The sequence below is a fragment of the Pseudomonas sp. B414 genome, from assembly GCF_055408445.1.
Genome location: NZ_JBUZTQ010000006.1, coordinates 77,786 through 101,757, shown reverse-complemented (window position 1 = coordinate 101,757; position 23,972 = coordinate 77,786). Strand labels below are relative to the sequence as shown.

Annotated in this window: 29 protein-coding genes and 3 tRNA genes; 15 read left to right on the top strand and 17 right to left on the bottom strand. The window is 56.4% G+C overall.

Annotated features, from left to right (window positions below; translation table 11 throughout):
* Positions 1-30 precede the first annotated feature (30 nt).
* From ACZRMH_RS07570 to ACZRMH_RS07530, 9 genes are all read right to left on the bottom strand, one after another.
* A complete protein-coding gene (locus tag ACZRMH_RS07570) occupies positions 31-366 on the bottom strand; it encodes an HNH endonuclease (RefSeq protein WP_169880693.1) in 336 nt (111 codons plus the stop codon).
* 5 nt (positions 367-371) lie between these two features.
* Positions 372-554 carry a hypothetical protein gene (locus tag ACZRMH_RS07565; protein WP_083333376.1) on the bottom strand — a complete coding sequence of 61 codons (183 nt, stop codon included), beginning with the start codon at positions 552-554 and terminating at the stop codon, positions 372-374.
* A complete protein-coding gene (locus ACZRMH_RS07560) occupies positions 538-876 on the bottom strand; it encodes a phage holin family protein (RefSeq protein WP_083333375.1) in 339 nt (112 codons plus the stop codon). The genes ACZRMH_RS07565 and ACZRMH_RS07560 overlap by 17 nt, the downstream gene beginning before the upstream one ends.
* Positions 877-1,033: 157 nt before the next feature.
* Positions 1,034-1,951 carry a hypothetical protein gene (locus ACZRMH_RS07555; protein ID WP_464012876.1) on the bottom strand — a complete coding sequence of 306 codons (918 nt, stop codon included), beginning with the start codon at positions 1,949-1,951 and terminating at the stop codon, positions 1,034-1,036.
* 172 nt (positions 1,952-2,123) lie between these two features.
* Complete coding sequence (locus tag ACZRMH_RS07550; RefSeq protein ID WP_464012875.1) at positions 2,124-2,507, bottom strand: antiterminator Q family protein; 384 nt, start codon at positions 2,505-2,507, stop codon at positions 2,124-2,126.
* A 2-nt stretch (positions 2,508-2,509) separates the two neighbouring features.
* Positions 2,510-3,805, bottom strand: a complete 1,296-nt coding sequence (locus ACZRMH_RS07545) for a tyrosine-type recombinase/integrase (protein ID WP_464012874.1) — start codon at positions 3,803-3,805, stop codon at positions 2,510-2,512.
* The gene (locus ACZRMH_RS07540) at positions 3,802-4,011 is read right to left on the bottom strand and encodes a hypothetical protein (protein WP_415915088.1); all 210 of its coding nucleotides are present in this window, start codon (positions 4,009-4,011) and stop codon (positions 3,802-3,804) included. The genes ACZRMH_RS07545 and ACZRMH_RS07540 overlap by 4 nt, the downstream gene beginning before the upstream one ends.
* A complete protein-coding gene (locus ACZRMH_RS07535; RefSeq protein ID WP_464012873.1) occupies positions 4,004-4,699 on the bottom strand; it encodes a replication protein P in 696 nt (231 codons plus the stop codon). Before ACZRMH_RS07535 ends, ACZRMH_RS07540 begins: the two co-directional genes overlap by 8 nt.
* A complete protein-coding gene (locus tag ACZRMH_RS07530) occupies positions 4,696-5,661 on the bottom strand; it encodes a DnaT-like ssDNA-binding domain-containing protein (RefSeq protein WP_047276653.1) in 966 nt (321 codons plus the stop codon). The genes ACZRMH_RS07535 and ACZRMH_RS07530 overlap by 4 nt, the downstream gene beginning before the upstream one ends.
* Positions 5,662-5,908: 247 nt before the next feature.
* On the opposite strand from ACZRMH_RS07530, the gene ACZRMH_RS07525 reads away from it, so the two are divergent.
* Positions 5,909-6,154 (top strand): hypothetical protein, encoded by a 246-nt coding sequence (locus ACZRMH_RS07525; RefSeq protein WP_464012872.1) that lies wholly within the window; start codon positions 5,909-5,911, stop codon positions 6,152-6,154.
* 211 nt (positions 6,155-6,365) lie between these two features.
* On the opposite strand, the gene ACZRMH_RS07520 is transcribed toward ACZRMH_RS07525, so the two are convergent.
* Positions 6,366-6,596 carry a hypothetical protein gene (locus tag ACZRMH_RS07520; protein WP_240477740.1) on the bottom strand — a complete coding sequence of 77 codons (231 nt, stop codon included), beginning with the start codon at positions 6,594-6,596 and terminating at the stop codon, positions 6,366-6,368.
* A 59-nt stretch (positions 6,597-6,655) separates the two neighbouring features.
* Here ACZRMH_RS07520 and ACZRMH_RS07515 point away from each other — a divergent pair, with 59 nt between their 5' ends.
* From ACZRMH_RS07515 to ACZRMH_RS07465, 11 genes are all read left to right on the top strand, one after another.
* Positions 6,656-7,318, top strand: a complete 663-nt coding sequence (locus tag ACZRMH_RS07515; RefSeq protein ID WP_409354751.1) for a LexA family protein — start codon at positions 6,656-6,658, stop codon at positions 7,316-7,318.
* A 579-nt stretch (positions 7,319-7,897) separates the two neighbouring features.
* Positions 7,898-8,281 carry a LuxR C-terminal-related transcriptional regulator gene (locus tag ACZRMH_RS07510; RefSeq protein WP_409355100.1) on the top strand — a complete coding sequence of 128 codons (384 nt, stop codon included), beginning with the start codon at positions 7,898-7,900 and terminating at the stop codon, positions 8,279-8,281.
* Positions 8,282-8,675: 394 nt separating this feature from the next.
* Positions 8,676-9,023: a hypothetical protein gene (locus ACZRMH_RS07505; protein WP_083333366.1), complete on the top strand. Its 348-nt coding sequence runs from the start codon at positions 8,676-8,678 to the stop codon at positions 9,021-9,023.
* 91 nt (positions 9,024-9,114) lie between these two features.
* Positions 9,115-9,462 carry a hypothetical protein gene (locus ACZRMH_RS07500; protein WP_048366060.1) on the top strand — a complete coding sequence of 116 codons (348 nt, stop codon included), beginning with the start codon at positions 9,115-9,117 and terminating at the stop codon, positions 9,460-9,462.
* Positions 9,463-9,486: 24 nt separating this feature from the next.
* A complete protein-coding gene (locus tag ACZRMH_RS07495; RefSeq protein ID WP_464012871.1) occupies positions 9,487-10,302 on the top strand; it encodes a DUF2303 family protein in 816 nt (271 codons plus the stop codon).
* Between the two features lie 24 nt (positions 10,303-10,326).
* Positions 10,327-10,923, top strand: coding sequence for an Lcl C-terminal domain-containing protein (locus tag ACZRMH_RS07490; RefSeq protein WP_464012870.1), 597 nt, complete (start codon positions 10,327-10,329; stop codon positions 10,921-10,923).
* A gap of 77 nt (positions 10,924-11,000) precedes the next feature.
* Positions 11,001-11,618: an Lcl C-terminal domain-containing protein gene (locus ACZRMH_RS07485; protein WP_464012869.1), complete on the top strand. Its 618-nt coding sequence runs from the start codon at positions 11,001-11,003 to the stop codon at positions 11,616-11,618.
* Positions 11,619-11,672: 54 nt separating this feature from the next.
* On the top strand, positions 11,673-12,029 hold the full coding sequence (locus ACZRMH_RS07480; RefSeq protein WP_169880703.1) for a four helix bundle protein: 357 nt from the start codon (positions 11,673-11,675) through the stop codon (positions 12,027-12,029).
* A 212-nt stretch (positions 12,030-12,241) separates the two neighbouring features.
* Positions 12,242-13,402 carry an RNA-directed DNA polymerase gene (locus tag ACZRMH_RS07475; RefSeq protein WP_193077179.1) on the top strand — a complete coding sequence of 387 codons (1,161 nt, stop codon included), beginning with the start codon at positions 12,242-12,244 and terminating at the stop codon, positions 13,400-13,402.
* Positions 13,403-13,604: 202 nt separating this feature from the next.
* Positions 13,605-14,237 (top strand): hypothetical protein, encoded by a 633-nt coding sequence (locus ACZRMH_RS07470; RefSeq protein WP_203321026.1) that lies wholly within the window; start codon positions 13,605-13,607, stop codon positions 14,235-14,237.
* Between the two features lie 76 nt (positions 14,238-14,313).
* The gene (locus ACZRMH_RS07465) at positions 14,314-14,526 is read left to right on the top strand and encodes a helix-turn-helix transcriptional regulator (protein ID WP_047276666.1); all 213 of its coding nucleotides are present in this window, start codon (positions 14,314-14,316) and stop codon (positions 14,524-14,526) included.
* Here ACZRMH_RS07465 and ACZRMH_RS07460 read toward each other — a convergent pair.
* The 4 genes from ACZRMH_RS07460 to ACZRMH_RS07445 form a co-directional block, all read right to left on the bottom strand.
* A complete protein-coding gene (locus ACZRMH_RS07460; RefSeq protein WP_464012868.1) occupies positions 14,523-15,752 on the bottom strand; it encodes a tyrosine-type recombinase/integrase in 1,230 nt (409 codons plus the stop codon). The genes ACZRMH_RS07465 and ACZRMH_RS07460 overlap by 4 nt on opposite strands.
* A gap of 164 nt (positions 15,753-15,916) precedes the next feature.
* Positions 15,917-16,001, bottom strand: a tRNA-Leu gene (locus ACZRMH_RS07455).
* Positions 16,002-16,057: 56 nt separating this feature from the next.
* Positions 16,058-16,133 (bottom strand) — tRNA-His (locus tag ACZRMH_RS07450).
* A 41-nt stretch (positions 16,134-16,174) separates the two neighbouring features.
* Positions 16,175-16,251 (bottom strand) — tRNA-Arg (locus ACZRMH_RS07445).
* A gap of 280 nt (positions 16,252-16,531) precedes the next feature.
* Here ACZRMH_RS07445 and folD point away from each other — a divergent pair.
* Entirely contained in the window at positions 16,532-17,386 is an 855-nt protein-coding gene (gene folD / locus ACZRMH_RS07440) for a bifunctional methylenetetrahydrofolate dehydrogenase/methenyltetrahydrofolate cyclohydrolase FolD (RefSeq protein ID WP_464012867.1), read from the top strand.
* Positions 17,387-17,655: 269 nt separating this feature from the next.
* Here folD and cysS read toward each other — a convergent pair whose 3' ends face one another.
* Positions 17,656-19,038 carry a cysteine--tRNA ligase gene (gene cysS, locus ACZRMH_RS07435; RefSeq protein ID WP_464012866.1) on the bottom strand — a complete coding sequence of 461 codons (1,383 nt, stop codon included), beginning with the start codon at positions 19,036-19,038 and terminating at the stop codon, positions 17,656-17,658.
* Positions 19,039-19,060: 22 nt separating this feature from the next.
* Positions 19,061-20,758: a glutamine--tRNA ligase/YqeY domain fusion protein gene (locus ACZRMH_RS07430; protein WP_464012865.1), complete on the bottom strand. Its 1,698-nt coding sequence runs from the start codon at positions 20,756-20,758 to the stop codon at positions 19,061-19,063.
* A gap of 278 nt (positions 20,759-21,036) precedes the next feature.
* On the opposite strand from ACZRMH_RS07430, the gene ACZRMH_RS07425 reads away from it, so the two are divergent.
* Both ACZRMH_RS07425 and lpxH read left to right on the top strand, forming a co-directional pair.
* Positions 21,037-21,540, top strand: coding sequence for a peptidylprolyl isomerase (locus ACZRMH_RS07425; RefSeq protein ID WP_464012864.1), 504 nt, complete (start codon positions 21,037-21,039; stop codon positions 21,538-21,540).
* The gene (lpxH, locus tag ACZRMH_RS07420; protein ID WP_464012863.1) at positions 21,537-22,274 is read left to right on the top strand and encodes a UDP-2,3-diacylglucosamine diphosphatase; all 738 of its coding nucleotides are present in this window, start codon (positions 21,537-21,539) and stop codon (positions 22,272-22,274) included. The genes ACZRMH_RS07425 and lpxH overlap by 4 nt, the downstream gene beginning before the upstream one ends.
* Before the next feature lie 123 nt (positions 22,275-22,397).
* Here lpxH and ACZRMH_RS07415 read toward each other — a convergent pair whose 3' ends face one another.
* Positions 22,398-23,927, bottom strand: coding sequence for a DHA2 family efflux MFS transporter permease subunit (locus ACZRMH_RS07415; protein ID WP_464012862.1), 1,530 nt, complete (start codon positions 23,925-23,927; stop codon positions 22,398-22,400).
* Positions 23,928-23,972: the final 45 nt, after the last annotated feature.

Here is a 23,972-nt window from a genome sequence, read left to right as displayed (position 1 = left end):
CTATATTCGCACCAGAACGGGGCATTTTCATCATTCGAGAGGGTAACCATCAGGCCCGATCTGGATCTTCAAGCGGAACCCAAGGTCATCAGCTGTCTTGCGCTCATGACAGCCTGGTGACTTTCCATCCCGGCTAACACATAGGATCTGACAGTTGGCCTCAGTGTCTTCACCATCCTTGAACAGCGGCACGACGTGATCGAGCTCGAAGCCTCGCGGGAAGGCGGTAAGCCTGCGACACACTGCGCAGCATGGGTCTTTGGTCCAGACGCTCAGGCGACGCTTCTGCAGCGCTCTACCAGTGATGCGCTTGGTGGTGTCGTAATGGCGGGATTTGAACGTGAACGATCTAGTGTCGACACCCATGGCGACTACGCCTCAGCTGCGATCTTGATCATCGCCATGAGCGCACCGATCAACGCCTTGTCGGACTGCTTGGCAATCGCGATCACATCGGCCTCAGCCTTCATGACCTCGGACTGCTCTTCCGGCGTCAGCTCGCTGACCATGCCCTTCATCTGGTAATACTCGGCCTTGTCATTGGATCGGGTCATTGCGACCTCCTGTCGTGATGCCGGCCTTCTTCGCCAGGATCTGTGTGTACAACCCGCCAGCCACGTCGGCACCAATCACCGCGATGACGATGCCCAGACCAGCAGCCAGGTAGAGGTTGCTCCACAGGGCCAGCGCGAGTAGCAGCGTGGCCATGCCCAGCAGACCCGATGCCAAGAAGCGCAGGGCTACTCTCTGCAGGATCTGCCGAAGACTCAGGTCGCTACCCGATGCCCTCAGCATCTCGCCAGAGAGTCCGGCCATGCTCAGCAGCACCAACAGCCAGAAGGGCACATCTGCAAGCGTTTGGTGTTCTGTATTCATCAGTGGTCCTTGTCTGGGCTGCGCCCTTGTTCCCTGGCGGGACTGAGTAATAAGACCGGCGCCCAATGCACTGTCATCCGCTCGGAGCAAGGAGGCAGGCACGGGAGCCGAAAACGAAAAAGCCCGCACTAGGCGGGCTAAAAAAGGGAAATTTAAATCAGTAAATTTTCGTGACTGTAATACTTTTTGGCACAAGAACTCCACGGTTGAAATCCGTAGACATCAATATCTGGACGTCGGCCTGAACGGACTCCTGAGTCACCGCCTTAGTGATATCCACACCATCTGCAAAGTAGAGGGGAAGTCTTTTTTCGCCAGTTAGCTGAGGGAGTGCACCACGCCACCCACTATCTACTTTGTCACGATCTAGAGCTCTAATCTCAAGTTTGGTACTGGGGTAAGCAACCTCTGTATCTTTAACCCGAAAATCAGGTGTTGCTGGAGCATCAGTGGCCGCTTGGTGGGAGAATGCAACTCCCGTTGCCTCTTCCCCAACGTGCAAGCCACCACGGCCTTCACCGGATGCAGGCCGGACAAAATCTAATGCTGCCCTTACCATTTTTTTACGATCGCCAGTCAAAGCACCATCAATGGCGGCTCGCAGCTCATCAGTACTAGCACCCGTAGCCTCGCTACCAATGTTGATAAGGATATTGTTGTTCGCTTGGATGCTAGGGGTCTCCCCTGTGCCATCCTTACCCTTGAATGAGTCGTAGAGGGTGATTGACTCACTGGCAAGCAACAAGAGTAAAAGGCCTCCTAGGCCATACTTCGCATATTTTCCCATTGTCGTCTCGTTGAGCCACCGGATACATCTTTCTTTATCGACCGCAGAACTGAACAGCAGCGTCAACACCAAGACTTCAAGCAAGCTGCCCGACTCGATCTTCGAGACCTTCAGACTATCGAGATCAATCCCGTGTTCCGCATGACAGAGATTGCCCACAAGCATAGGCACTTTTGAGGCTAGCTTCTGTAGCCCAAGAAGCGAGGCGACTATCTCATCAATAGGAATCGGTTCTTTTGATTCAAAGTAGAAAGAGATTGGAAGGTCGAGGGTTAGCTGGTCCGTCACCGGGGAACTCCGTTAAATATTCCGGACGAATTTACAGCATGGAAATGGCTTATAGCTATCATTGCAACAATAAAAAACCCGACTCACTGGCCGGGCTTTGTTTGTGGTGTCCCGCTGTAACAGCTAAACACGGTGCCATGAAAACAAACCTATTCCATATGGACAACCTTTTTTACGCAGCTTCGCGCAGCGTCTCCAGAACGCAGTCAACCCATGCCACACCAGCCTTAATAAGCTCTCGCGCCTTCATTTCGCTCACCTTGTAGTGGCGACCCACACGCACTGCCGGCCATTTGGAACCGTAGTAAAGCCACACCATGTCGCCCATCTGTTGGTCACGCTTGCACAGCCTGGCCAACGCTCCATCAACAGCACAGGCCAGCTCATCAGTGATCGTGTACGACTTCGTGGTTGAAGGCAGAGCGTCACGCATCAAGGCCAGCATTGGCGAGGCATAACTGGGAATCCCCATCCCATCCATTCGCCACCAGCCCCACTGTTCAAGCATGTGTTCGGTATCGCCCAAAGGCCGGTGCAACGTCTTACGAATCATCATTTTTAATCCTCGCCTATGGTTGATTTCTGAATGGTGCTGCATGCCACGCCGTTAGCGGCCTCCAGCGTATTACCGGATTCTTTGAATCTAACGCCTGTCTGTGCGTGGATCAGGCTCAAACCCTTCTGATCTAGATGCGCGTGCCACTTCTCCAACGCATCACGTTTGCGCCCCATCACGTCCGACTGGATGTACACCTGCACGTTGTGGCCCATGGCATGGTTGATCAGCAGCTCACCAATCAAGTGGTCGATGCCGAGGTCCGCCCAAGCTGTGCGAGCCACCTTGCGCAGGTCGTGGCTGGTCCACTCGCCCTTCCCCAGCCGGGTAAACACGGCACTGGCCTGCCCTTCACTTAACGGCTTGCCACTGCGCGCCGGGAACAGGTACTGGCCGTCATAGCCGCGGGCGGTCTGGGTGTTGCGGTACTGAATCAACAAGGCGCGGACTTGCTCAGTCAGCGGCAGGTGATGCTCAACACCGGTCTTGGTGTGCTCAGCCGGAATGAACCACTCACCCTCTGCCAGATTGATATGAGACCAGCGCGCTTGCCGGGTCTCACCAATGCGCGTGCCGTGGCACAGCATCATCAGGGCCAGCATGGCGTCAGCCGGTTCGCTATCCATCACCTGCCCCAACTCACCGAGCAAGTCCTGCAACTGCACACCGCGCAAACGAGACGGCTTGATGCTCACCTTGGCTTTGGAGAAGTCCTTGAACTTGATGCCCGCCATCGGGTTGGACGTGATCAGGGCCAGCGCCAAGGCCTGTCGGAATGCCAAGGCCAGCAACTGGAACGCCAGACGCACGTAATCGATTGAGAGGGTTTCTTGCAGTGGCCACATCAGCAGCTTGTCGAGCGCCGCCTTGTTGACCTCAACCAACGGCAGATCGCCCAGGCGCGGCAGCAGATGGCACTTCATGGCCGAGGCGCCGGTATTCTTGCGCTTGGCCGAAAGATTGCGGTCACGGGCCATGCGATCGGCATACCAGGTGAGCAGTTCACCCGTGGTCGCCCACTGCGAAATAGCCGAGCCAGCATCAGCCGAAACCCGCAGGCGCACAGAGGGCAACGCAGCCAGCACCTGCTTGGCGCTCAAGTCCGGGAACGCGCCGATACGGTGCCAACGGCGTTTATTGACCAAGTACCAGGAGCCTCGGGTGCGGTTCTTGCCATACCGAAAATGCAACGCAGGATGGCCGGCATCACGCAAATCCCGCACGTGCTCAAGCTTGGCATTGCGCCCAATCTCCGCATCGGACAGTTTCACGGTCAGGGTTTTTATTTTGGTGTTCACAGGGCACCTTTCGGTTGAGGCTGCCGGTCGACAACCTCGTAAGTGGTTGGCCACATCAGGCGGCCAAAGGTGTGGGCCACGCTTTCATGCTCAAACAAGGCTACGGCGCGGTCAGGGATATCACTCAAATCCAACTTGTGAGCGCAGCAGTGAACGGCCCATCGGTAAGCACTCGGCTCCACCGGGGCCAGGTTGGGGTTAGGCATGTACAGCACCTCCCGAGCGCATGGCGCGCAATGCCGCCAACGCATTGTTGCCAACCTCAGGGGCGCTGCGCTCGATACTGCGCGGCGGCAAGGCCAGCGGCATTTTCTGCAACGGCAGACCTGCCAGCACACGGCGCACCGTGATCGTGTAATTGCGCTCAAACAGTTTGATGCTCAGGTCATGAGCAAGACGGTTGAGATTTTCAAACCCGCACTCTTTGGCCGTATGCCACACCGCGTCATGGGACCATTGTGCTTGTCCTGCCATCGACGGGTGCGCGTTGCGGCAAGCCTCGCGGTGAGCAGCGACCAGCTTCGGCAGTCCCAGCATTTCCGCCGTTGGCGTGCACCAATCGATAAATACTCCCACGTTGGGCACAAAGTCCTTGGCAGCCTGACGCGCTCGCATCAGTCCAAACCGCAGCTGCTCAGTGCTGCAAATACCCGCTTCGAGGAACCCCTGCATCCACTGCTGCTTGGCGGCTTTGTAGGTCGCCATGTCCGGCCACGCTTGCTTCCAGGCGGGAAAGATCGAGCGCAGTTCGCGGAAAAGACCGTTGATGACCTTGGCCGTCGCTTCGGACACTCCCGCTGCGGGCCGGACGTTTTCGCTTTCACCGGCAGCAATGAATTGCCCGGTTTGTACCTTGGCCCACAGGCCAGTGGCGATCACTGAAACTTGATTCATTGCGCAAACTCCTGATTGATCCAATCGGTGTCATCGTCGTCATAGGCCTCTTCGCTACGAGGCCTGCTGGGGAATTGCCGGACGTTGCTCGCTCGGGTCTTGTCGTCCCTTGCCCACCTGACCATCAGAGATACCCACTTGGCTTGAGTATTCAGGCTGCCCTCGGTTTCGTGGTGGGCCGTGAACGCAGCGATGGAGTCCTTGGTAAGCAAGTCAGCGGATACGCCAAAGTGAACGCAGTAGGTTTTCAGGAGATTGGCGTCAGGCTCCCAGTCCAGGGTCATTTCCACTGGAGCTTTTGGGTCGACAGGTTGTGGGGTTGATTCAGGACTGGGCTGAACCAAGGCAATTTTTGCCTCAGTTGGATTTTCCCCAACAGCCGAGGATTTCTCGGGGGTTGGTTTTTGCTCTGGCCCCGCTGGCTTAGTTTCTTCGTTCGCGCTGAGAGGGTGGTGTTGATCTTCTTCAGGAATCAGTGAATCAGTAAATCCGGAATCAGGAATCAGGGCGTTACCTAACGGTGCCGTAACAGGCTCTAACGGTGCGGTAACGGTATTGCTCCGTTCCTTAACGTGAATCTTGCGGTCTGAGCCCTTAACAGCGAGTTTGCCGTTCCGTTCGTAAACGGTTAGATAACCGTTAATGTCTGGTAGGTCGCTGTCTTTTTCGGTGGCGTGTGGGCTCTGATGCTTGGTGAAGTTGACGACCTCAATAATCAAATGGCCCTCATAGGAGTAACGCGAAATGAAGCCAGCGGCCGCGAGATTGTTTAGCCCTGCGTCAATGTCGTAGTTATCACAGGGAAATAACTCCATTTTGATTCGTTTAACCCGATCCTCAAGACGCCCTTCACGATCCGCCAGACACCACAGTCCAATGAACAGCAGGCGATCAAATGCAGGAAGGTCGACAAGAACTTCGTTGGTGAACAGTCCAGGTTTGATATTTCGTGCGCGGGCCATTACAAGGCCTCCTGTGCGGTGGTCGATGTAATAACGCGTGGCGCTGATGCCGTTCGTGACATCAAGTGGGTGGTATTGCCTGATGGCTCAATGATGCTCATAATGACACTCGCTAATTGTTGTAAAGCTGTGAAAAAGTCCGCCCGTCTACGGCGGCTTTTTTTTGCCTGCGATTCAGGCGTTATAGGTGTCCGGCGCATCTGTGGTAGCTTTTTGATTCCACTCGAAAAGGCCTTGGAGGCCGGACATGTCAGAAGATTTAGCGGTAAACCCGATAACCGAATGGGAAGTACAAACGGTTCCGGCAATGAGCTCGCTGCTGCTCAAATTCAAATTCATTTCGACACCTTTCCAACGACCAGATGAGGCGCAAGGGACTCCTCTTCTGGCGGTGACGGTTGAGCAAGCGAAAGAGCTGATCGAGGTATTGAAAAGAGGCGTGGCGAAAGTGGAAAACGAAGCCCCGGCATCACCACCTGGGCAGCGGCATTAACCGAGAAAACACCCGAGACTTCAGGCTGAGCAAATTTTCTAAATTCAATTGAAAGGATCATCTGGTCAGCCTTTTGTCCGTTGCTTGGGAGGCCGGTCTAGCCACCGGCTTTTTTTTGCCTGCGATTTAGTCACTGGATGAATTACCAGCTAATCCGAGGTGCTACTGAACTGCCATTAACGGATAGATAATCAACTCAACAGCGAATGACCTATCCCTGCTTCGCTTCTCGCGCCTTGGTTTCTTTCAGGTAAATTTCTTCGATCGCTTTTCCTAATTCATAACGAACCATTGCTCCATTGGCTGCTCGGCTGATAGTTGGCTGAGTTGAATCACAAATTTCGGCGATCTCTGCCTGCGACAGACCAAGCTGAAACAGGCTTGCAAGCATTGATTTAACGGTCACAGCGCTATCTCTATGATTATTTTCATAATAAATCATACGAAAACGGATAGCTCCACGCAATACAATTCAACTAATGCGTGAACGTATGGTGATTTATGAATATTGCTGAGCGCCTTCGCTCCAAGATGCTTGAGCTGGGACTGAACGAGAGTGAGCTGGGACGTCGCGCTGACGTCCCACAGCCTACGATCAACCGGATTCTCTCCGGCGAGAGTGCCAGCCCAAGGCGTCCGACCATCGAGAAAATAGCCCGAGTTCTGAAGGTTTCCCCGAACTGGCTGATGTTCGGCGGAGCAGATGAATCCAAAAGCTTCGATGCCAATATAGAAATGGCTTTGCAGCCTTCAAGATCATTTAGTTACCCGGAAATTAGCTGGGTACAGGCCGGGACTGCGTCTGAAGCAATGGAATTGTGTAATGTTTCCGCATGTGCAAGCCACACGTCAGACGTGTGGGCTGGCGAGCACGGGTTCTGGCTCAAAGTCATGGGGCCCTCAATGACTAGCCCTGTTGGGCCGTCTTTTCCCGAAGGTTTTTTAATACTCGTTGCGCCGGAGTTTGAGCCGCGATCTGGTCAGTTCGTTGTTGCCAAACTGATAGATTCAAACGAAGCCACCTTCAAGCAATTCATAAGGGATTCAGGCACTTACTACCTAAAACCTCTCAATCCATCTTTCCCCACAATCCCGATGGATGATGCCTGGGTTGTGGTCGGGACAGTCGTTGACGGGAAAATGCCGAAGTCAATATTCAGATAGCTACACCCCATCTGAACCAGCCAATTTGAAAAAACTTTAGCCCGCCATTGAGCGGGCTTTTCTATGCGTTTGGAAATAATTATGCGAAAGCGTATTGACTGGAATTATGAGGATTCGTATAGTTCGCTCATCGCCGGTTCATGCCGGCAGAAAGGCAGAGATGCCAAGGGAAACCCAAACGCTCTTTAACAACTAATCGATACACAGCGCCGAACGGGAAAGGTCGTTAGCGCACTCATAGGCTGGAGCCTCCCTGAGTGCTGCCGTATCGACCTCGGTAAGTCGGCGTGCAGCAACCCACCTTTGGAAATGGAGGATTTGCACCAATGCACATTTAAGCGATTCACCTGCGTGGCGTGGCAAGCCTGAAGGCTGCGCCCTACATCCTTACAGGCAGCGGACAGTGAGACCGAGGATGTGACCGCGCATCAACCGAAAGGTAGGTCTACCCCAGCGCACCAGGACAACTTGATGCAGTAACCCCAAGCCGTCGCCAGTAGCGAGCTTGGGGGGTCACGGACACTTTCACCGCTGCACCTGGGCAAACGGGTGCAACGGGAAAACAACCGAGAACACATCATGGAATCGACAATCGTAGATGGTGCATGGAAAGGCCACCTCGGCCGTGGCCTTGCGCCGCGTGAGCTGCAATTTGTTCTGTCGGTCGCACAAGGGCTCACCGCCAAAGAGATCGCCCGGGTATTCGGCATTGCGCCGGGCACCGTGGTTAAGCGACTGGCCAACGCCATGTTCAAGCTTGGCGTTCACCGCCAAGGCGCGCTGGTCGCCGAAGCCATGCGCCGCCAGATCATCACACCGCTGTGTCTGCTGCTGGCGGGCCTGATCGCCATTCACACCGCCACAGATGACCAATTGGCCCGCCGCGACCGCCGTCCGACTGAGCGGCGATTCGCAGAAATGCGTCTGATACGCCGCGCAGAGGCTGTCGAGCTGATCGGCTAAACCGTATCAACCAGCGCCACGACAGCCTGTCGAAAACTGCCCGATCGCCTGGTCCCCCATCACCAGGCCGCATCGGTCTGTACTCCGACTTTACAACCTGAATACAGACCGATGCGGAAGCCAACCCAGCAGACGCTGGACACCTGCATCACACCACTGCCGCGCTACCGCCCGCAGTGCACACCTGAACGGAGGATTTGCAGCCATGGGCAATTAACACGATTTACACGCTTCGCTCTTACATACGGCGGCGTTTGTAGAGCAGCTCACAGCCCGGTTTCGACCGGGCTTTTCAATCCTGCGGTTATTCGTCAGCACTCCCCTGCGCGCCCAGCGGCATATATCCCAGGCCCCGAGTGCTGACGAATACCCGTAACCCTGTCGAGGATCGACCATGCACCCAACCTTCTCCCAGCGCCGCGCCATTCTCGAAGGGTTGCGCGAACGCACACGCCAAGCCACTGCCGACTTCTACCAGAAGCCAAACGTGATCGCCCCGCCGTTGGCTCCGCGTTTCATCGTCAAGCCGACGGGCAGCAACACCTTTGAAGTGATCGAGCGCGCCACGGGAAAGATCATCACGGAGCGCTTCGGCCACAACAATGCGACCGCTCATGCTCGCGAGTTGGAAGCCAAGAAAGATCAGTTCGATGTGAAACAGTTCGGCCGTTTCCTGCGCGATTGGGCGCTGCGCATCAGCGTGATGCTGACCATTTTCGCCTTCTTCGGCAGCCACGTTTGAAACGCACCACCACCTCAGCGCACCGCCGCCTTCGCCAAATTCAACACCACCTGCCGCCCAGCGGACTCCACGCCACCCCGGAGAAAAAACCATGTCAGTTGCAACAGATACCGCAGCGTTCCTTGAAGAGCTGAACGGCGGCGCGTTCGCCAGTCAGATCGGCCACGCCCTCTCCGAAGTCGCCGCCGGTGTGGTCGATTACGGCAAAGCCGGAAAGGTTGTCATCACCCTCGACTTCAGCCAAATCGGCGAATCCAGCCAGGTAAAGATCAAGCACAAGCTCGACTACAAAGTGCCGACCAAACGCGGTACCCGCAGCGAAAACACCAGCCTCGACACGCCGATGCACGTTGGCACAGGCGGCAACATCACCCTCTTCGCCGAAAAGCACGACCAGTTGTTCACTCGTGATCAGGCCCCAGTCACACCGCGCACTTAATCCAGTCCTACAGAGATCTGAACTATGTCCCTTAGCAAAGAAGCCATCCAACTGGTCACCGACACCGCCCTCATGGCGGCCGGAAAGTCGCTGAACACGTACTCACCAACGGCGATCCTGCCCGAAGGGGCAAAAGTCGTTGATCTGGAAAAATACCAGATTGGCCGCAGCCGTTTCCGTGGCGTACTCGCCACCAACTCGCTGGTTGATTTCAGCGCCTACGTTAAGGAGCGCGCCGCAGAAGGCGCTCGCGGCTTCATCGATCAGGATGAAATGGCCTGTACGCTGATCTTCAACTTGGGCACTGACGTTGCACCTGGTCACGCAGATGATCGCGCAGTGCTTTGCCTGAAAGCCTCAGCAGGCTACAAAGCAGTTCAAGCAGTACCAGGGCGATCCATGTCGCAGAAAGAGCTTAGCGACTGGATCGAAGACTGGAACGCCTCGCTCAATGCTGCTGATGATGCTGGCCAGCAGATGAGCATCGTCAAAGCCATCGCCGCAGTGCGCACCATCACTATCAAAGCATCATCGGAAAGCGACCACGCCATCAGCGAAACCCGCACCAGCCGCAGCGCGATGGACCAGATCGAAGCCACCAGCAAAGAGACCTTGCCGTCTACATTGATCTTCTCAGTGGTGCCCTACGAAGGGCTGAGCCCGCGCCATATCGTCTTGCGCGTGTCGGTCATCACCAGCGGCGCTCAACCCATGCTGAAACTGCGCTGGGTAGGTGAAGAAGTACAGCGGGAGGAGATCGCACAGGAATTCAAATCGGTGCTTGATGCGCAGATTGGCGAAGCAGCCACGTTGACGCTTGGCGTTTTCGATCCGAAATAAACGACCTCATACAGGTATTCAAAAATGAAACCCGAAATGATCACCCTCAAGCACGGCGACACCACGATCAAGATGCCCGCTGCATCACTGGCAAAGCTTGCCTTAGCCAGCTTTGCCCAGGTGCTGCCACCGGCTGCGAATGTTCAGCCGATCTACCCGCACACAGTTCCTGAACTTGGCGCCATCTGGCCCGGCCAGGGTGGTTTCAACGGCGGACTGGTAGCCGCTCACGGTGATGTGCCCGCGCACTACCTGATTGTCGCGGCAAAAGATGCTGGCAGCCATGAATGGGGCGGCCGTAGGCGTGAGTCTCAAGCCAACAGCAAGCGTGATGGCTTTGCCAATACCATGATCCTGATGGAAGACGACCACCCCGCCGCCAAGACAGCCACAGCCTACACCGCAGACGGGCACGACAACTTCTACCTGCCAGCCGCTGCCGAGCTATACCACTGCTGGCTGAACGTGCCAGACCTGTTCGCCAAAGACACTTGGTACTGGTCAAGCTCGCAGCGCTGCGCCAACATCGCATTCGGCATGGGCTTCGATGATGGCTATCAGGTCATCACCGTCAAGTTCAGCGAGCTCCGTGTCCGCCCCGTCCGCAGATTGTTTATTTAATCCTTTGATCATTCGTTCTTGACCGGCTACCGGGCGCATAAGCGCCTTTTTTGTTGCCTGAAAAAAGAGGAAACACCATGTCAGCAATAGCTCAAGCATTGCCTGTAATTGCTCTCCCTGCCATCGGACAAGCCTTCGGCGGTGGGTTCTTCTCAGGTGTGACCGTTGAGAACGGCCAGCGCTATCTGAACATCACCGCCGGTGCGGCTCACGAACTGAAAGGCACCTGGGGTGCTCGTGGCGTGATCATCGAGGGCGCCGGCAGTTTTACCGACAGCCGCAGCAATACCGAATCAATGGCCGGCGCCGGTAGTGAGCTGGCACAGAAGGTTTTGGCGCTTGAGATTAGCGGGTACACCGACTGGGCTATCCCGGCCCGCGACGTGCAGGAACTGCAATATCGCCACCTCAAGCCAACCAGCGAGGAAAACTACTGCTGGAACCGCGATGGCGACAACCCCAACAGCTTGCCGGTAGGCCTGCTGTACACCGCAGAGTTTCCGGCACAGACGGCGATCCCGGCATTCCGGGACGATGGCGAAGAAGCCTTCATGGGCTCCTGGTACCGGTCGAGCTCGCAGCGCTCCGCCAACCTCGCATTCTTCATGTACTTCGATGATGGCATTCAGGACACCTTCGGCAAGAGCTACGAGCTCCGTGTCCGCCCCGTCCGCAGAGAGTTGCTGATTGATTAATTCGCTTATTTAATCCGGCCGCTTGCGGCCGGTTGCTGTTAGGAGCTTCTGCCCATGGCGATGCACACGGACTTGCAGATCTACAAAGTGTCGATGGACCTGTTCAAACTTGCAACGGGCCTCACTCGGAATATCCCAAGAGACCTAAAGCAAGTGATCAGCAAACGCGTTATGGATGATTGCATGGAGATCCTGACGCTGATTGGCAGGGCAAACTCAAATAGAGATAAGCGGCCTCATCTGGAGCTACTTCTGGAGAAAGTGCACCAGGTAGATCTGGTCATGAGGCTATGCACCGAAAGCCGGTTCATCAGCCCAGAGCAGCAATCAAAAACTATCCTGCTCACCTCCTCCATTGGCAAACAAGCCAATGCTTGGAAACGCTCTACCCCAACCGCGCCCGCCATCTGAGAGTTACGGCTTTCAGGTCTGTGCGATTTTGAATCTGGTCGTGCCGCTGACCTCTGGGTCACCGCCATGCGCATCGGAGATACCGCCGGTCTAAAGCGTCCGGGCTGGTCTCGCGCTGTTTCCTCGCTGATCGGCATTGCCTTCGGCTTGGCGACTTAGATAGCACGATAGGTCGCAGCGCTCCGCCAACAACGCATTCAACATGAACTTCGATGATGGCAATCAGAACAACAACGACAAGAACAACGAGCTCCGTGTCCGCCCCGTCCGCAGATTCGACTGTTGGTCCCTACCAGTTCGAGGATCTGGTGCAGGCTTATTACGACTGCCGACGATCAAAGCGCAACAGCGACAGCGCTTTGGCTTTCGAAGTGAACCTGGAACAAAACCTGATCCAGCTACACGACGACCTGATCGCTGGCACATACCAGCCTGGCCGCTCGATATGTTTTGTAGTCACCCGCCCGAAAGCCCGCGAAGTATGGGCAGCAGCCTTTCGGGATCGAGTCGTACATCACCTGCTGTACAACCATGTTGCTCCCCGCTTCTATGCCAGCTTCATCGCTGATAGTTGCGCGTGCATTCCGGGACGCGGCACGCTTTACGCTGCAAAGCGTCTTGAATCAAAGATCAGGGGCGCCAGTGAGAACTGGTCAAAACCGCTTTTCTACCTAAAGTGCGACTTGGCCAACTTCTTTGTGGCCATCGACAAGCAGGTGCTGCGCCGACAACTGGCCGAAAAGATAAATGAGCCTTGGTGGCTTGCCTTGGCTGAGCAGATTTTAATGCACGACCCGCGAGAGAACTTTGAAACAAGAAGCCCAAGCCACCTGTTTGGCAGGGTGCCGCAACACAAGCGCCTGACCGCGCAGCCTGCGCACCTCGGGCTGCCCATTGGCAACCTGTCCTCTCAGTTCTTCGCCAATGTGTACCTGGACGCTTTGGATCAATTCGCCAAGCATCGCCTGAGGGCAAGGCATTACATCCGCTACGTTGATGACTTTGTGTTTCTGCACGAGTCACCGCAGCAGCTCAATGTCTGGCACGCAGAAGTCGAGAAGTTCCTATTAACGCTAGGGGCTCGACTCAATCCAACGAAAACCATCCTGCAGCCGGTTGATCGCGGCGTCGATTTTGTCGGGCATGTGATCAAGCCGTGGCGGCGCACCACTCGCAAGCGGGCAGTGGCTCAGGCACTCAAGCGGACAGCTAATGCGCCTGCCGAGGATCTGCGCGAGACCGCCAACAGTTACTTCGGCCTGCTGAGCCAAGCCAGCCATAGCGAAAAAGACCGGGCCACACTGGGGCGTGTCGTGCTCAAGCGTGGTCATGCCGTCAACGGCAAGCTGACCAAAACTTACCTAAAACGCTAACTGCCCGCCGGGCATGACCCGATAAAGGATCACTTATGACCGCCCTCCGCCGAACCGTCCAAAAGCGCGGCATCCCGATCCAGAGGCTGGATCTGCAAACCATATGCGACAAATGCGACAAGTCACGCGCCCACGGCAACCACACTAAATGCAGCAAGTTGCGCCAAGCCGAAGCGGTTGAGCGGCGCGCACGGGAGAAAATATGAACAATCAAATCAAGCACCGCAAGCTGGGCACTGAGCCGCTTGTGGGCATGTACTACGTCTCCGAGTGCATCAAGTGCGGCTGGATTGGCAGTTCGGGCGAGCTAACAGAAGACGACGCTCAATGCCTTCAGCCAGTTGGCGACGATCATTGCTGGGGTGACACCGATGAAATCGGCGCTGATCGCTTGCTGGAGCTGATGCAGTCGGGAGCATTCGATAAGCCAGCCGCACAGCACCAGGGCGAGCCGGTTATGCCTGGTAGTGAAGAATTCAGCCATATGAGCACCATTGAGTTGCGCGGGTATCACGCTGGCTGGCGTGCTGCGTGCATGCGAAACAGGCCTGCCGAGCAGCCCGCGCAGGTAGCGGAGGTGCCGGAGGGGTACTGCATAATGCCTAGAAGGCTGACTGCGGAGAATGGCGCCAAGGCGCTGCTGCTTGGTGAGTTCCAGCTTGAGGTCACGACCGAGTGCCCTGAGTGCCGCGATCTGGAAGATCCTTTGGAAGGCTGTGAGTTCTGCGACGGCGAAGGCGAGTATGAGCAGCGGCACATCATACCGTGGGATCAGATCAAGGACATTTATAGCCAGGCCGTAGCTGGTCTAGCCAAAATTAACAAACCGCTGTAACCAGCTTCAAGACCCCGCAGTATCCCCCCCCTAATTTCAAACGCACCAGCCGTAACCGGCACGGCGAGGTAACTCTATGAACACTCAAAACACCCAACCAACCGAACTGATCGCGCTGCCCGAGGTGATCAAGATTACCGGCTTCAAGACCACGAAGATCTACGACATGGTGAATAAAGGCGCCTTCCCGAAAAAGGTGCACCTCGGCACACGCTCAGTGCGCTGGGTTAAAGCCGAGGTGTTGCAGTGGGCCAATGACCAAATGGCGGCACGTGAGCACCGCGCTTAATCGGCGGCCTCGGTCGCATCGAGAAAGTCAGCCCACTCCTGCATCATCACTCTCCGCTGTTCCACGTACTCCGCATGGTTGTACGTCTTGCGCACTTTGTTATCTCCCGCGTGGGACAGCTGAGCCTCGATCCAGTCCTCTTTGTATCCCATCTCATTTAAGGCCGTTGAAAGCGTGGCGCGTATTCCGTGCCCGGTCAGTCGGCCTTCATATCCAATTTTTTTGATAGCGCTATTTACCGTGTTCTCGCTCATCGGTGTGTTCGGGTGATTCCTCCCGGGCAACAACAACCGACAGTGCTCACCGGTCATGCCTTTCAATGCACGCACCACCTCTACCGCCTGCCGCGACAGTGGCACCAGATACGGCGGTATAACATCCCCCTCTGTTCTAACCCGGCTGCGCAACTGCTTAACGTTGTCAGCCGGCACTGTCCACAGCGCGGCGTCCAGATCGAACTGATCTGGCGTTGCCGCTCTCAGCTCACCCGTCCGAACGCCTGTCAGCAGCAACAGCCGGATCGCATGCATAGTGAATACCGAACCTTTGAAATTGCGCAGGTCCAGTAGGAACGGTTTGAGTTCCGAGCGTTTCAGGAAAGGGTTGTGTTTCGCTGGCGGCTGCACGGCGGCAACAATATCGATATCTGCCGCAGGGTTGGTCTCGATCAGGCCCTGCGCTATGGCGTAGCGAAAAATCTGATTCAGCCAGGTGCGGCACTTCTCAGCCACATTCAGCGCGCCACGCTTTTCAACGCGATGTACTGCCGCTAGTACATCGGCACGCTTGATTTGGCTGATGGGGATTTTGCCCAGCATCGGTATCAGGTCTTTGTCCAAATACCTACGCGATTGCGCCGCTCCACCCTTCACAGCAGCCACCAGGCGTGGAGACTTGAAGTCGTACCATTTGTTGGCCACAACTTCGAAGGTGTTCTCGACCTCGGCACCAGCAGCGTGCCGGGCCTGCTTGCGCTCTAGCCGCGGATCAATGCCTTTTGCAACGAGCGCACGCGCCTGATCCCGCAGTTCGCGGGCTTCACGGAGGGTAATTTCGGGATATGTGCCAAGGGAGATGCGCGGTTGTTTGCCATGCCAGCTAAATCGGAAGTGCCAGGACTTCTTGCCGTTGGCAGCCACGAACAGCGAAAGGCCGTCGAGATCACTCAGCGTAAAGTCTTTGTCACGGGGCTTGGCTTGCCTGACAGCGGTGTCAGTGAGGGGCATTAGTACATCACCATAGTGCTCGAATTACCGATGGACTGGCTAATGTACTAAAAATATTGGGAAGGTGGCGAAAGAAAGCGAAACGCCACAAAAGAAAAAACCCGCTCAAGGCGGGCTATTTCAAGGGTTTCGCGAAAGTCAGCGAGACTGTGCGAAACCATGTTTGGTGCGGACGGAGAGACTCGAACTCTCACACCTTTCGGCGCTGGAACCTAAATCCAGTGTGTCTACCAATTCCACCACATCCGCATTTCAAACTTTTGAAGCAAAGACGCCAGATGTTTAATCTGGCGGCTTTCTAAATATGGGGTGGACGAAGGGGATCGAACCCTCGACAACGGGAGTCACAATCCCGTGCTCTACCAACTGAGCTACGCCCACCATATTGCCTGTACTGCTTTACTTGTGCCAAAGCTGCCTAATGGCGCACCCGGCAGGACTCGAACCTGCGACCATCCGCTTAGAAGGCGGATGCTCTATCCAGCTGAGCTACGGGCGCATTGTTAGCCTGTATTCTTTGACGACTACAAACCAAGTGCTTTCAGTATCACCAAGCTGGACAACAACTTCGCTCTACCTTCTTAACCAGTGCTAGGCTGTGCCCGACAAGTGCGACGAATGTTATAGGTGAGCCCGGAAGTCGTCAACTGTTTTTTAAAAAAAGTTTAGAAATATAAAGGAGTTAGGGCAATAAACAGACCAGGCGCCTTTGCCCTCGCGTCACGACATGCGAGAATGCACGTCCTTTTTCCACCCTTTACGATGGTTAATCACGCGTAATGACTGCACAACTAATCGACGGTAAAGCGATCGCCGCCAGCCTGCGCAAGCAGATTGCCAAACGTGTCGCCGAGCGTCACGAGCAAGGCCTGCGCACCCCTGGTCTGGCCGTGATTCTGGTCGGCAGCGATCCTGCTTCCCAGGTTTATGTTTCGCACAAGCGTAAAGACTGCGAAGAGGTAGGCTTTATTTCCCAAGCCTATGACCTGTCTTCTGACACTACCCAACAGGACCTGACCGACCTGATCGACCGTCTTAACGACGACGCGAACATCGACGGCATCCTGCTGCAACTGCCATTACCCGCCCATCTGGACGCCTCCAAACTGCTGGAACGCATTCGCCCGGACAAAGACGTCGACGGTTTCCACCCTTATAACGTCGGCCGCCTGGCCCAGCGTATCCCGCTGCTGCGTCCATGCACCCCTAAAGGCATCATGGCCCTGCTGGAAAGCACCGGCCAGGACCTGTACGGGATGGACGCAGTGATTGTCGGCGCTTCCAACATTGTTGGCCGCCCGATGGCCATGGAATTGCTACTAGCTGGCTGCACCGTGACCGTGACCCACCGCTTCACCAAGGATCTGGCCGGCCACGTTGGCCGTGCTGATCTGGTGGTGGTCGCTGCCGGCAAGCCGGGCCTGGTCAAGGGCGAGTGGATCAAGGAAGGCGCCATCGTGATCGACGTAGGTATCAACCGCCAGGCTGACGGCAAGCTGGTGGGCGACGTGGTTTACGAGACCGCCCTGCCCCGCGCCGGCTGGATCACCCCGGTGCCGGGCGGCGTAGGCCCGATGACTCGCGCCTGCCTGCTGGAAAACACCTTGTACGCAGCTGAAACCTTGCACGGCTGATTGTGCAAAGCGCTGCAAATAACGGCACCTTCGGGTGCCGTTTTTATTGGTGCCGACAAAAGGCAGGCAAACAAAAGCCCGCGCCGGGGTAAGGTCCGCCAGTTAAGTGAGGATGCTCAACCCTTGTGGGAGCGGGCTTGCTCGCGATGCAGGCGACGCGGTTTAACTATCAACCGCGTCGCCTGCATCGCGAGCAAGCCCGCTCCCACAGCTCCCCCTTAACTGACTAGACTACCCCGGCACGGGCTTTTGCTCTTGCAACGAGCAACCTAGTCAGCCAGACGCCAGGTTGTCCCGCCCTTACTGTCTTCCAGCACAACACCCATTGCCGTGAGCTGATCGCGAATACGATCCGACTCAGCCCAGTCCTTGCCGGCACGGGCAGCCAGACGCGCATCGATCAAGGCTTGCACCTGAGCAGCATCGACCTTGCCTTCAGCACCGGCCTGCAGGAAGTCGTCGGCCTCAAGCTGCAACACACCCAGCACATCAGCCAGTTGCTTGAGACGCGCGGCCAGGCCAGCAGCGGCCTGCAGATCAGTTTCGCGCAAACGGTTGATCTCGCGAACCATCTCGAACAGTACGGCACAGGCTTCCGGTGTACCGAAGTCGTCGTTCATTACTTGGGTAAAGCGCTCGACAAACGCCTCGCCACCGGCCGCAGCAACCTTCGGCAAGCCTTTAAGTGCGTTGTAGAAACGATCAAGGGCGGCTTTCGCGTCCTTGAGGTTGTCTTCCGAGTAGTTGATCGAGCTACGGTAGTGGCTCGACACCAGCAGATAACGCACCACTTCCGGGTGATATTTCGCCAGAACGTCGCGAATGGTGAAGAAGTTGTTCAAGGACTTGGACATCTTCTCGCCATTGATGCGAATCATCCCGCAGTGCATCCAGGCATTGGCGTAGGTTTTACCCGTGGCCGCCTCGCTTTGGGCGATTTCGTTCTCATGGTGCGGGAACTCGAGATCGCTGCCGCCACCGTGAATATCGAAGGTCTCACCCAGGCAGCAGGTGGACATCACCGAGCACTCGATATGCCAGCCCGGACGACCCGGGCCCCACGGCGATTCCCAGCTCGGCTCGCCCGGCTTGACGCCTTTCCACAGCACGAAGTCCAGCGGATCGTCCTTGGCCTCGTCAACCTCGATACGCGCACCGATGCGCAGATCTTCGATCTTTTTACGCGACAGCTTGCCGTAGCCCATGAACTTGGCGACGCGGTAATACACGTCACCATTGCCCGGGGCGTAGGCGTAGCCCTTGTCGATCAAGGTCTGGATCATCGCGTGCATGCCAAGGATATGATCCGTGGCACGCGGCTCCATATCCGGCTTGAGGATATTGAGCCGCGCTTCATCTTCATGCATCGCCGCGATCATGCGCTCGGTCAGCGCTTCGAAAGGCTCGCCGTTTTCACGGGCACGATTGATGATCTTGTCTTCAATATCCGTGATGTTGCGCACATAGGTCAGGTTATAACCGCTGAAACGCAACCAGCGGGTCACCAGATCGAAGGCGATCATGCTGCGGCCATGGCCAATGTGGCAGTAGTCGTACACGGTCATGCCGCACACGTACATGCGCACATTGTTGCCGTCCAGCGGCTTGAAAACTTCTTTGCTCTTGGTGAGCGTGTTGTAGATCGTAAGCACGGCTTGTTCCTTCAAAACTTGATCACTGGCCCCACGAATCGCGCAGGGTCACGGTACGGTTGAAGACCGGGTGACCGGGTTTCGAGTCCTTGATATCCGCGCAGAAGTAGCCTTCGCGCTCGAACTGGAAACGGTCTTCCGGCTGTGCATTGCCCAGCGAGGGTTCAGCACGACAACCGGTCAGTACCTGCAGCGAGTCAGGGTTGATGTTTTCCAGGAAGCCCGCGCCGTCTTCGGCCTTTTCCGGGTTCGGCGAACGGAACAGTCGATCATACAAACGCACTTCGCACTCGACGCTGGCAGCCGCCGGCACCCAGTGCACTACACCCTTGACCTTGCGACCTTCAGGGTTTTTACCCAGGGTTTCAGGGTCGTACGAGCAATGCAGTTCGACGATATTGCCATCGGCGTCCTTGATTGCTTCGTCGGCACGGATCACATAGCTGCCACGCAAACGCACTTCGCCCGCAGGCTCAAGACGCTTGTAGCCTTTTGGCGGCTCTTCCATGAAATCGTCACGATCGATATAGATCTCACGGGCGAATGGCAGAACCCGTACACCCATGTCTTCTTTCGGGTGGCAAGGCAGCTCAAGGTTTTCGACCTTGTCTTCTGGATAGTTGGTGATGATCACTTTCAACGGACGCAGTACGCACATGGCACGCGGCGCGCTGTGGTCCAGATCGTCACGGATGCTGAATTCCAGCATGCCGAAGTCAACCACGCCGTCGGAACGGTTGGTGCCGACCATGTCGCAGAAGTTGCGGATCGATTTTGGCGTGTAGCCACGGCGACGGAAACCCGACAACGTGGACATGCGCGGGTCATCCCAGCCATTGACGTGCTTTTCATCAACCAGTTGCTTGAGCTTGCGCTTGCTGGTGATGGTGTAGTTCAGGTTCAGACGGCTGAATTCGTACTGACGCGGGCGCGCCGGTACTGGCAGGCTGTCAAGGAACCATTCGTACAGTGGACGATGGCTTTCGAACTCCAGGGTGCAGATCGAATGGGTGATACCTTCGATCGCATCCGACTGACCATGGGTGAAGTCATAGTTCGGGTAGATGCACCACTTGTCACCGGTCTGGTGGTGATGGGCATGGCGGATGCGATACATGATCGGATCGCGCAGGTTCATGTTCGGCGATGCCATGTCGATCTTGGCGCGCAGCACACACTTGCCGTCTTCGAACTCACCGGCCGTCATGCGGGCGAACAGGTCCAGGTTCTCTTCGACGCTGCGGTCGCGGAACGGGCTGTTCTTGCCAGGCTCGGTCAAGCTGCCGCGGTATTCCTTGGCTTGCTCGGGGGTCAGGTCGCAGACGTAGGCCTTGCCTTCTTTAATCAGGTAAATCGCCCACTCGTGCAACTGGTCGAAATATTGCGAGGCATAGCGCACTTCGCCAGACCATTCGAAGCCCAGCCATTTCACGTCGCTTTCGATCGCGTCGATATATTCCTGGTCTTCTTTGGCCGGGTTGGTGTCGTCAAAACGCAAATGCGTTACGCCGCCGAATTCCTGAGCCAGCCCGAAGTTCACACAAATGGATTTGGCGTGACCGATGTGCAGGTAGCCATTGGGCTCCGGCGGGAAGCGGGTCACGATCTGCGTGTATTTACCCGAGTCTAGGTCCGCCTGAACGATTGGACGCAGGAAGTTAGCCGGGACAGCAGGGCCAGCCTTTGGATTCAGAGTGGGGTCGACAGTGGGCTTGCTCATAGGATCCTTGAACGTAACAGGGTGCGCGGCCTGGGTCGGCCGACTAAATCAAAGCGCCTATCATAGCCGATGCCGTCAAGTCCCTGACAGAGCAGGTGCTCAATCAAAGCGATTGAAATGCCGGCTTTTAGTCCCCATATGGGAAAAACAGCATCGAAATGCCGTGCGAGCACGCTAAACTCCGCCCGCGGCTGTATCTACCCAGCCAGCCAGGGGGATTAAGGTGTGTTCACCCCGCCCCCTGGCCCGACGAATTCCCTGATAGAGCGATAACGACCATGACCCAAGTAAAACTGAGCACCAACCACGGCGACATCGTGATCGAGCTGAACGCTGAAAAAGCACCGATCACCGTTGCCAACTTCATCGAATACGTTAAAGCCGGCCACTACGAAAACACTGTTTTCCACCGTGTAATCGGCAACTTCATGGTCCAGGGCGGCGGTTTCGAGCCTGGCATGAAAGAAAAGAAAGACAAGCGTCCAAGCATCCAGAACGAAGCTGACAACGGTCTGCCAAACGAGAAGTACACCGTGGCCATGGCTCGCACCATGGAGCCGCATTCGGCTTCCGCCCAGTTCTTCATCAACGTGGCTGACAACAGCTTCCTCAACCACAGCGGCAAAACCGCTCAGGGCTGGGGCTATGCCGTATTCGGTAAAGTGGTTGAAGGCCAGGACGTTGTAGACAAGATCAAAGGCGTTGCCACCACTTCCAAAGCCGGCCACCAGGACGTGCCAAAAGAAGACGTGATCGTCGAGAAAGCAGAGATCATTGAGTGATACTGCTGATTTCAGATTTGCATCTGGAAGAGGAGCGCCCGGACATAACCCGGGCGTTTCTGGATTTCCTGACCGGGCGCGCGCGCTCGGCTCAGGCGCTCTACATTTTGGGCGACTTTTTCGAAGCCTGGATTGGCGACGATGCGATGACCCCCTACCAGCGCTCAATCTGTGAAGCGCTGCGCACCCTGAGCGATACCGGCACGCAGATTTTTCTGATGCACGGCAACCGCGACTTTTTGCTTGGCCAGACCTTTTGTAAAGCGGCTGGCTGCACCCTGATCAAAGACCCCAGCGTTGTCGACTTTTATGGCGAGCCGGTTTTGCTGATGCACGGCGACAGCCTGTGCACCCGCGACGAAGCCTATATGCGCCTGCGACGCTACCTGCGCAACCCCGTCACTTTATGGGTTTTGCGCCACCTGCCACTGAGCACTCGACACAAGCTGGCGCGCAAGCTGCGCAGCGAAAGCCGCGCCCAGACCCGCATGAAAGCCAATGACATTGTTGACGTGACCCCCGAGGAAGTGCCGCGGATCATGGCCCACTTTGGTGTGCATACCCTGATTCACGGCCACACCCATCGTCCGGCGATCCACAAGCTGCAGATCGGTGAACAGGCCGCAAAACGCATTGTGCTGGGAGACTGGGACCGTCAGGGCTGGGTGCTGCAAGTGGATGAGCAAGGCATGCAACTGGCGCCGTTTGATTTCGCGCCGACTCCCTCACAATAAACCCGTGGGAGCGAGCCTGCTCGCGAAGGTTTCTGCGCAGTATCACAGATAAAACCCATGGCAACTTTCGCGAGCGGGCTCGCTCCCACAAGGGATTTTCAGGGCTCCAGCCCCACCGTTTTTTTAATGCCCGCTAGTCGCCGGCCCCGCCTTTGCTGCAAACGGCGGTTTGGCCAGCCATACCAGCAAGATCAAGCCCATAAACAGCCAGCCCATCATGGTGAAGTAATCCACCGTGGAGAACATATACGCCTGACTGGTCAGAACCTGATCCAGCTGGGCGTAGGCCGGTGTACTGGCACCCCCCAGATTTTCCAGGGCATGCCGGGTGACCGGGTCATAGGCACTGATGCTTTCACTCATATAGGCATGATGCTGATCCGCCCGGCGAATCCAGATCCAGGTGGTCAGGGACGCCGCAAAGCTGCCCCCCAGAGTGCGCAGGAAGGTCGCTAGCCCCGCGCCATCAGCGATCTGATGCGGCGGCAAATCAGACATCAATATGGTCAGGGTCGGCATAAAGAACAGTGCCACACCAATCCCCATAAATAGCTGCACCATGGCGATATGCTGGAAATCCACCTCGTTGGTGAACTCGGCACGCATAAAGCAGCTCAGGCCAATGGCCAAAAACGCCAGCCCGGCCAGCAGGCGCAAGTCGAATTTATTCGCGTACTTGCCCACAAAGGGCGACATCAATACCGGCAAGATCCCGATTGGCGCCACTGCCAGCCCGGCCCAGGTGGCGGTATAGCCCATTTGCGTCTGCAGCCACTGCGGCAGGATCAGGTTGATGCCGAAGAACCCGGCATAACCCAGTACCAGCACAATGGTGCCGATGCGAAAGTTGCGATGGGCAAACAGGCGCAGATTGACGATCGGATGCTTGTCGGTCATTTCCCAGATGATAAAGGCCGCCAGCGCCACCACCGACAATGCCGTACCCAGCAGGATAAAGTTGGACTCGAACCAGTCCAGATCATTGCCCTTGTCGAGCACAATCTGCAGCGCACCCACCCCGATAATCAGGGTTATCAACCCCACATAATCCATTGGCTGGCGGCTGATCACCACCGGGCGCGCCTTAAGTTGCTGGCGAACCACCATCACCGCAAAAATGCCGATCGGAATATTAATGAAGAAGATCCACGGCCAGCTGTAACTGTCCGTGATCCAGCCGCCCAGAATGGGCCCGGCAATCGGCGCGACCACCGTGACCATCGCCAGCAATGCCAATGCCATCCCCCGTTTCGCCGGGGGGTACACCGCAATCAGCAAGGTTTGGGTCATGGGATACAGCGGCCCGGCCACCAGCCCTTGCAGCACGCGAAAGCCGACCAGCTCAGGCATCGAGGTGGAAATACCACACAAGAATGAGGCCAGTACAAACAGGATGGTGGCCCACAAAAACAGCTTCACTTCGCCAAAACGCCGGCTCAACCAGCCGGTCAGGGGCAATGCAATCGCGTTACTTACCGCAAATGAAGTAATCACCCACGTACCCTGCTCCGAACTCACCCCAAGGTTGCCGGAGATGGTGGGCAAGGCAACGTTGGCGATGGTGGTGTCGAGCACCTGCATAAAGGTCGCCAGTGACAGGCCAATGGTGGCCAGTACCAGGCTGGGAGGGGTAAAAGACGCGTTTGTACTCATCGCAAATCCTTTAAAACCGGGAATGCAGCCCCGCCTTTGCGGCGG

Excerpts from the sequence above, each read along its gene's own strand:
- ACZRMH_RS07425 (WP_464012864.1), top strand. The coding sequence starts at position 21,037 with ATGACCCAAGTAAAACTGAGCACCAACCACGGCGACATCGTGATCGAG.
- ACZRMH_RS07515 (WP_409354751.1), top strand. The coding sequence starts at position 6,656 with ATGAATATTGCTGAGCGCCTTCGCTCCAAGATGCTTGAGCTGGGACTG.
- ACZRMH_RS07485 (WP_464012869.1), top strand. The coding sequence starts at position 11,001 with ATGTCAGCAATAGCTCAAGCATTGCCTGTAATTGCTCTCCCTGCCATC.
- ACZRMH_RS07495 (WP_464012871.1), top strand. The coding sequence starts at position 9,487 with ATGTCCCTTAGCAAAGAAGCCATCCAACTGGTCACCGACACCGCCCTC.
- ACZRMH_RS07565 (WP_083333376.1), bottom strand. The coding sequence starts at position 554 with ATGACCCGATCCAATGACAAGGCCGAGTATTACCAGATGAAGGGCATG.
- ACZRMH_RS07550 (WP_464012875.1), bottom strand. The coding sequence starts at position 2,507 with ATGATGATTCGTAAGACGTTGCACCGGCCTTTGGGCGATACCGAACAC.
- ACZRMH_RS07415 (WP_464012862.1), bottom strand. The coding sequence starts at position 23,927 with ATGAGTACAAACGCGTCTTTTACCCCTCCCAGCCTGGTACTGGCCACC.
- ACZRMH_RS07505 (WP_083333366.1), top strand. The coding sequence starts at position 8,676 with ATGCACCCAACCTTCTCCCAGCGCCGCGCCATTCTCGAAGGGTTGCGC.
- ACZRMH_RS07430 (WP_464012865.1), bottom strand. The coding sequence starts at position 20,758 with ATGAGCAAGCCCACTGTCGACCCCACTCTGAATCCAAAGGCTGGCCCT.
- ACZRMH_RS07540 (WP_415915088.1), bottom strand. The coding sequence starts at position 4,011 with ATGCCTAACCCCAACCTGGCCCCGGTGGAGCCGAGTGCTTACCGATGG.
- ACZRMH_RS07465 (WP_047276666.1), top strand. The coding sequence starts at position 14,314 with ATGAACACTCAAAACACCCAACCAACCGAACTGATCGCGCTGCCCGAG.
- ACZRMH_RS07470 (WP_203321026.1), top strand. The coding sequence starts at position 13,605 with ATGAACAATCAAATCAAGCACCGCAAGCTGGGCACTGAGCCGCTTGTG.
- ACZRMH_RS07570 (WP_169880693.1), bottom strand. The coding sequence starts at position 366 with ATGGGTGTCGACACTAGATCGTTCACGTTCAAATCCCGCCATTACGAC.
- folD (WP_464012867.1), top strand. The coding sequence starts at position 16,532 with ATGACTGCACAACTAATCGACGGTAAAGCGATCGCCGCCAGCCTGCGC.
- ACZRMH_RS07475 (WP_193077179.1), top strand. The coding sequence starts at position 12,242 with ATGATGGCAATCAGAACAACAACGACAAGAACAACGAGCTCCGTGTCC.
- ACZRMH_RS07510 (WP_409355100.1), top strand. The coding sequence starts at position 7,898 with ATGGAATCGACAATCGTAGATGGTGCATGGAAAGGCCACCTCGGCCGT.
- ACZRMH_RS07460 (WP_464012868.1), bottom strand. The coding sequence starts at position 15,752 with ATGCCCCTCACTGACACCGCTGTCAGGCAAGCCAAGCCCCGTGACAAA.
- ACZRMH_RS07535 (WP_464012873.1), bottom strand. The coding sequence starts at position 4,699 with ATGAATCAAGTTTCAGTGATCGCCACTGGCCTGTGGGCCAAGGTACAA.
- ACZRMH_RS07525 (WP_464012872.1), top strand. The coding sequence starts at position 5,909 with ATGTCAGAAGATTTAGCGGTAAACCCGATAACCGAATGGGAAGTACAA.
- ACZRMH_RS07530 (WP_047276653.1), bottom strand. The coding sequence starts at position 5,661 with ATGGCCCGCGCACGAAATATCAAACCTGGACTGTTCACCAACGAAGTT.
- ACZRMH_RS07520 (WP_240477740.1), bottom strand. The coding sequence starts at position 6,596 with ATGATTTATTATGAAAATAATCATAGAGATAGCGCTGTGACCGTTAAA.
- ACZRMH_RS07560 (WP_083333375.1), bottom strand. The coding sequence starts at position 876 with ATGAATACAGAACACCAAACGCTTGCAGATGTGCCCTTCTGGCTGTTG.
- ACZRMH_RS07480 (WP_169880703.1), top strand. The coding sequence starts at position 11,673 with ATGGCGATGCACACGGACTTGCAGATCTACAAAGTGTCGATGGACCTG.
- ACZRMH_RS07500 (WP_048366060.1), top strand. The coding sequence starts at position 9,115 with ATGTCAGTTGCAACAGATACCGCAGCGTTCCTTGAAGAGCTGAACGGC.
- ACZRMH_RS07490 (WP_464012870.1), top strand. The coding sequence starts at position 10,327 with ATGAAACCCGAAATGATCACCCTCAAGCACGGCGACACCACGATCAAG.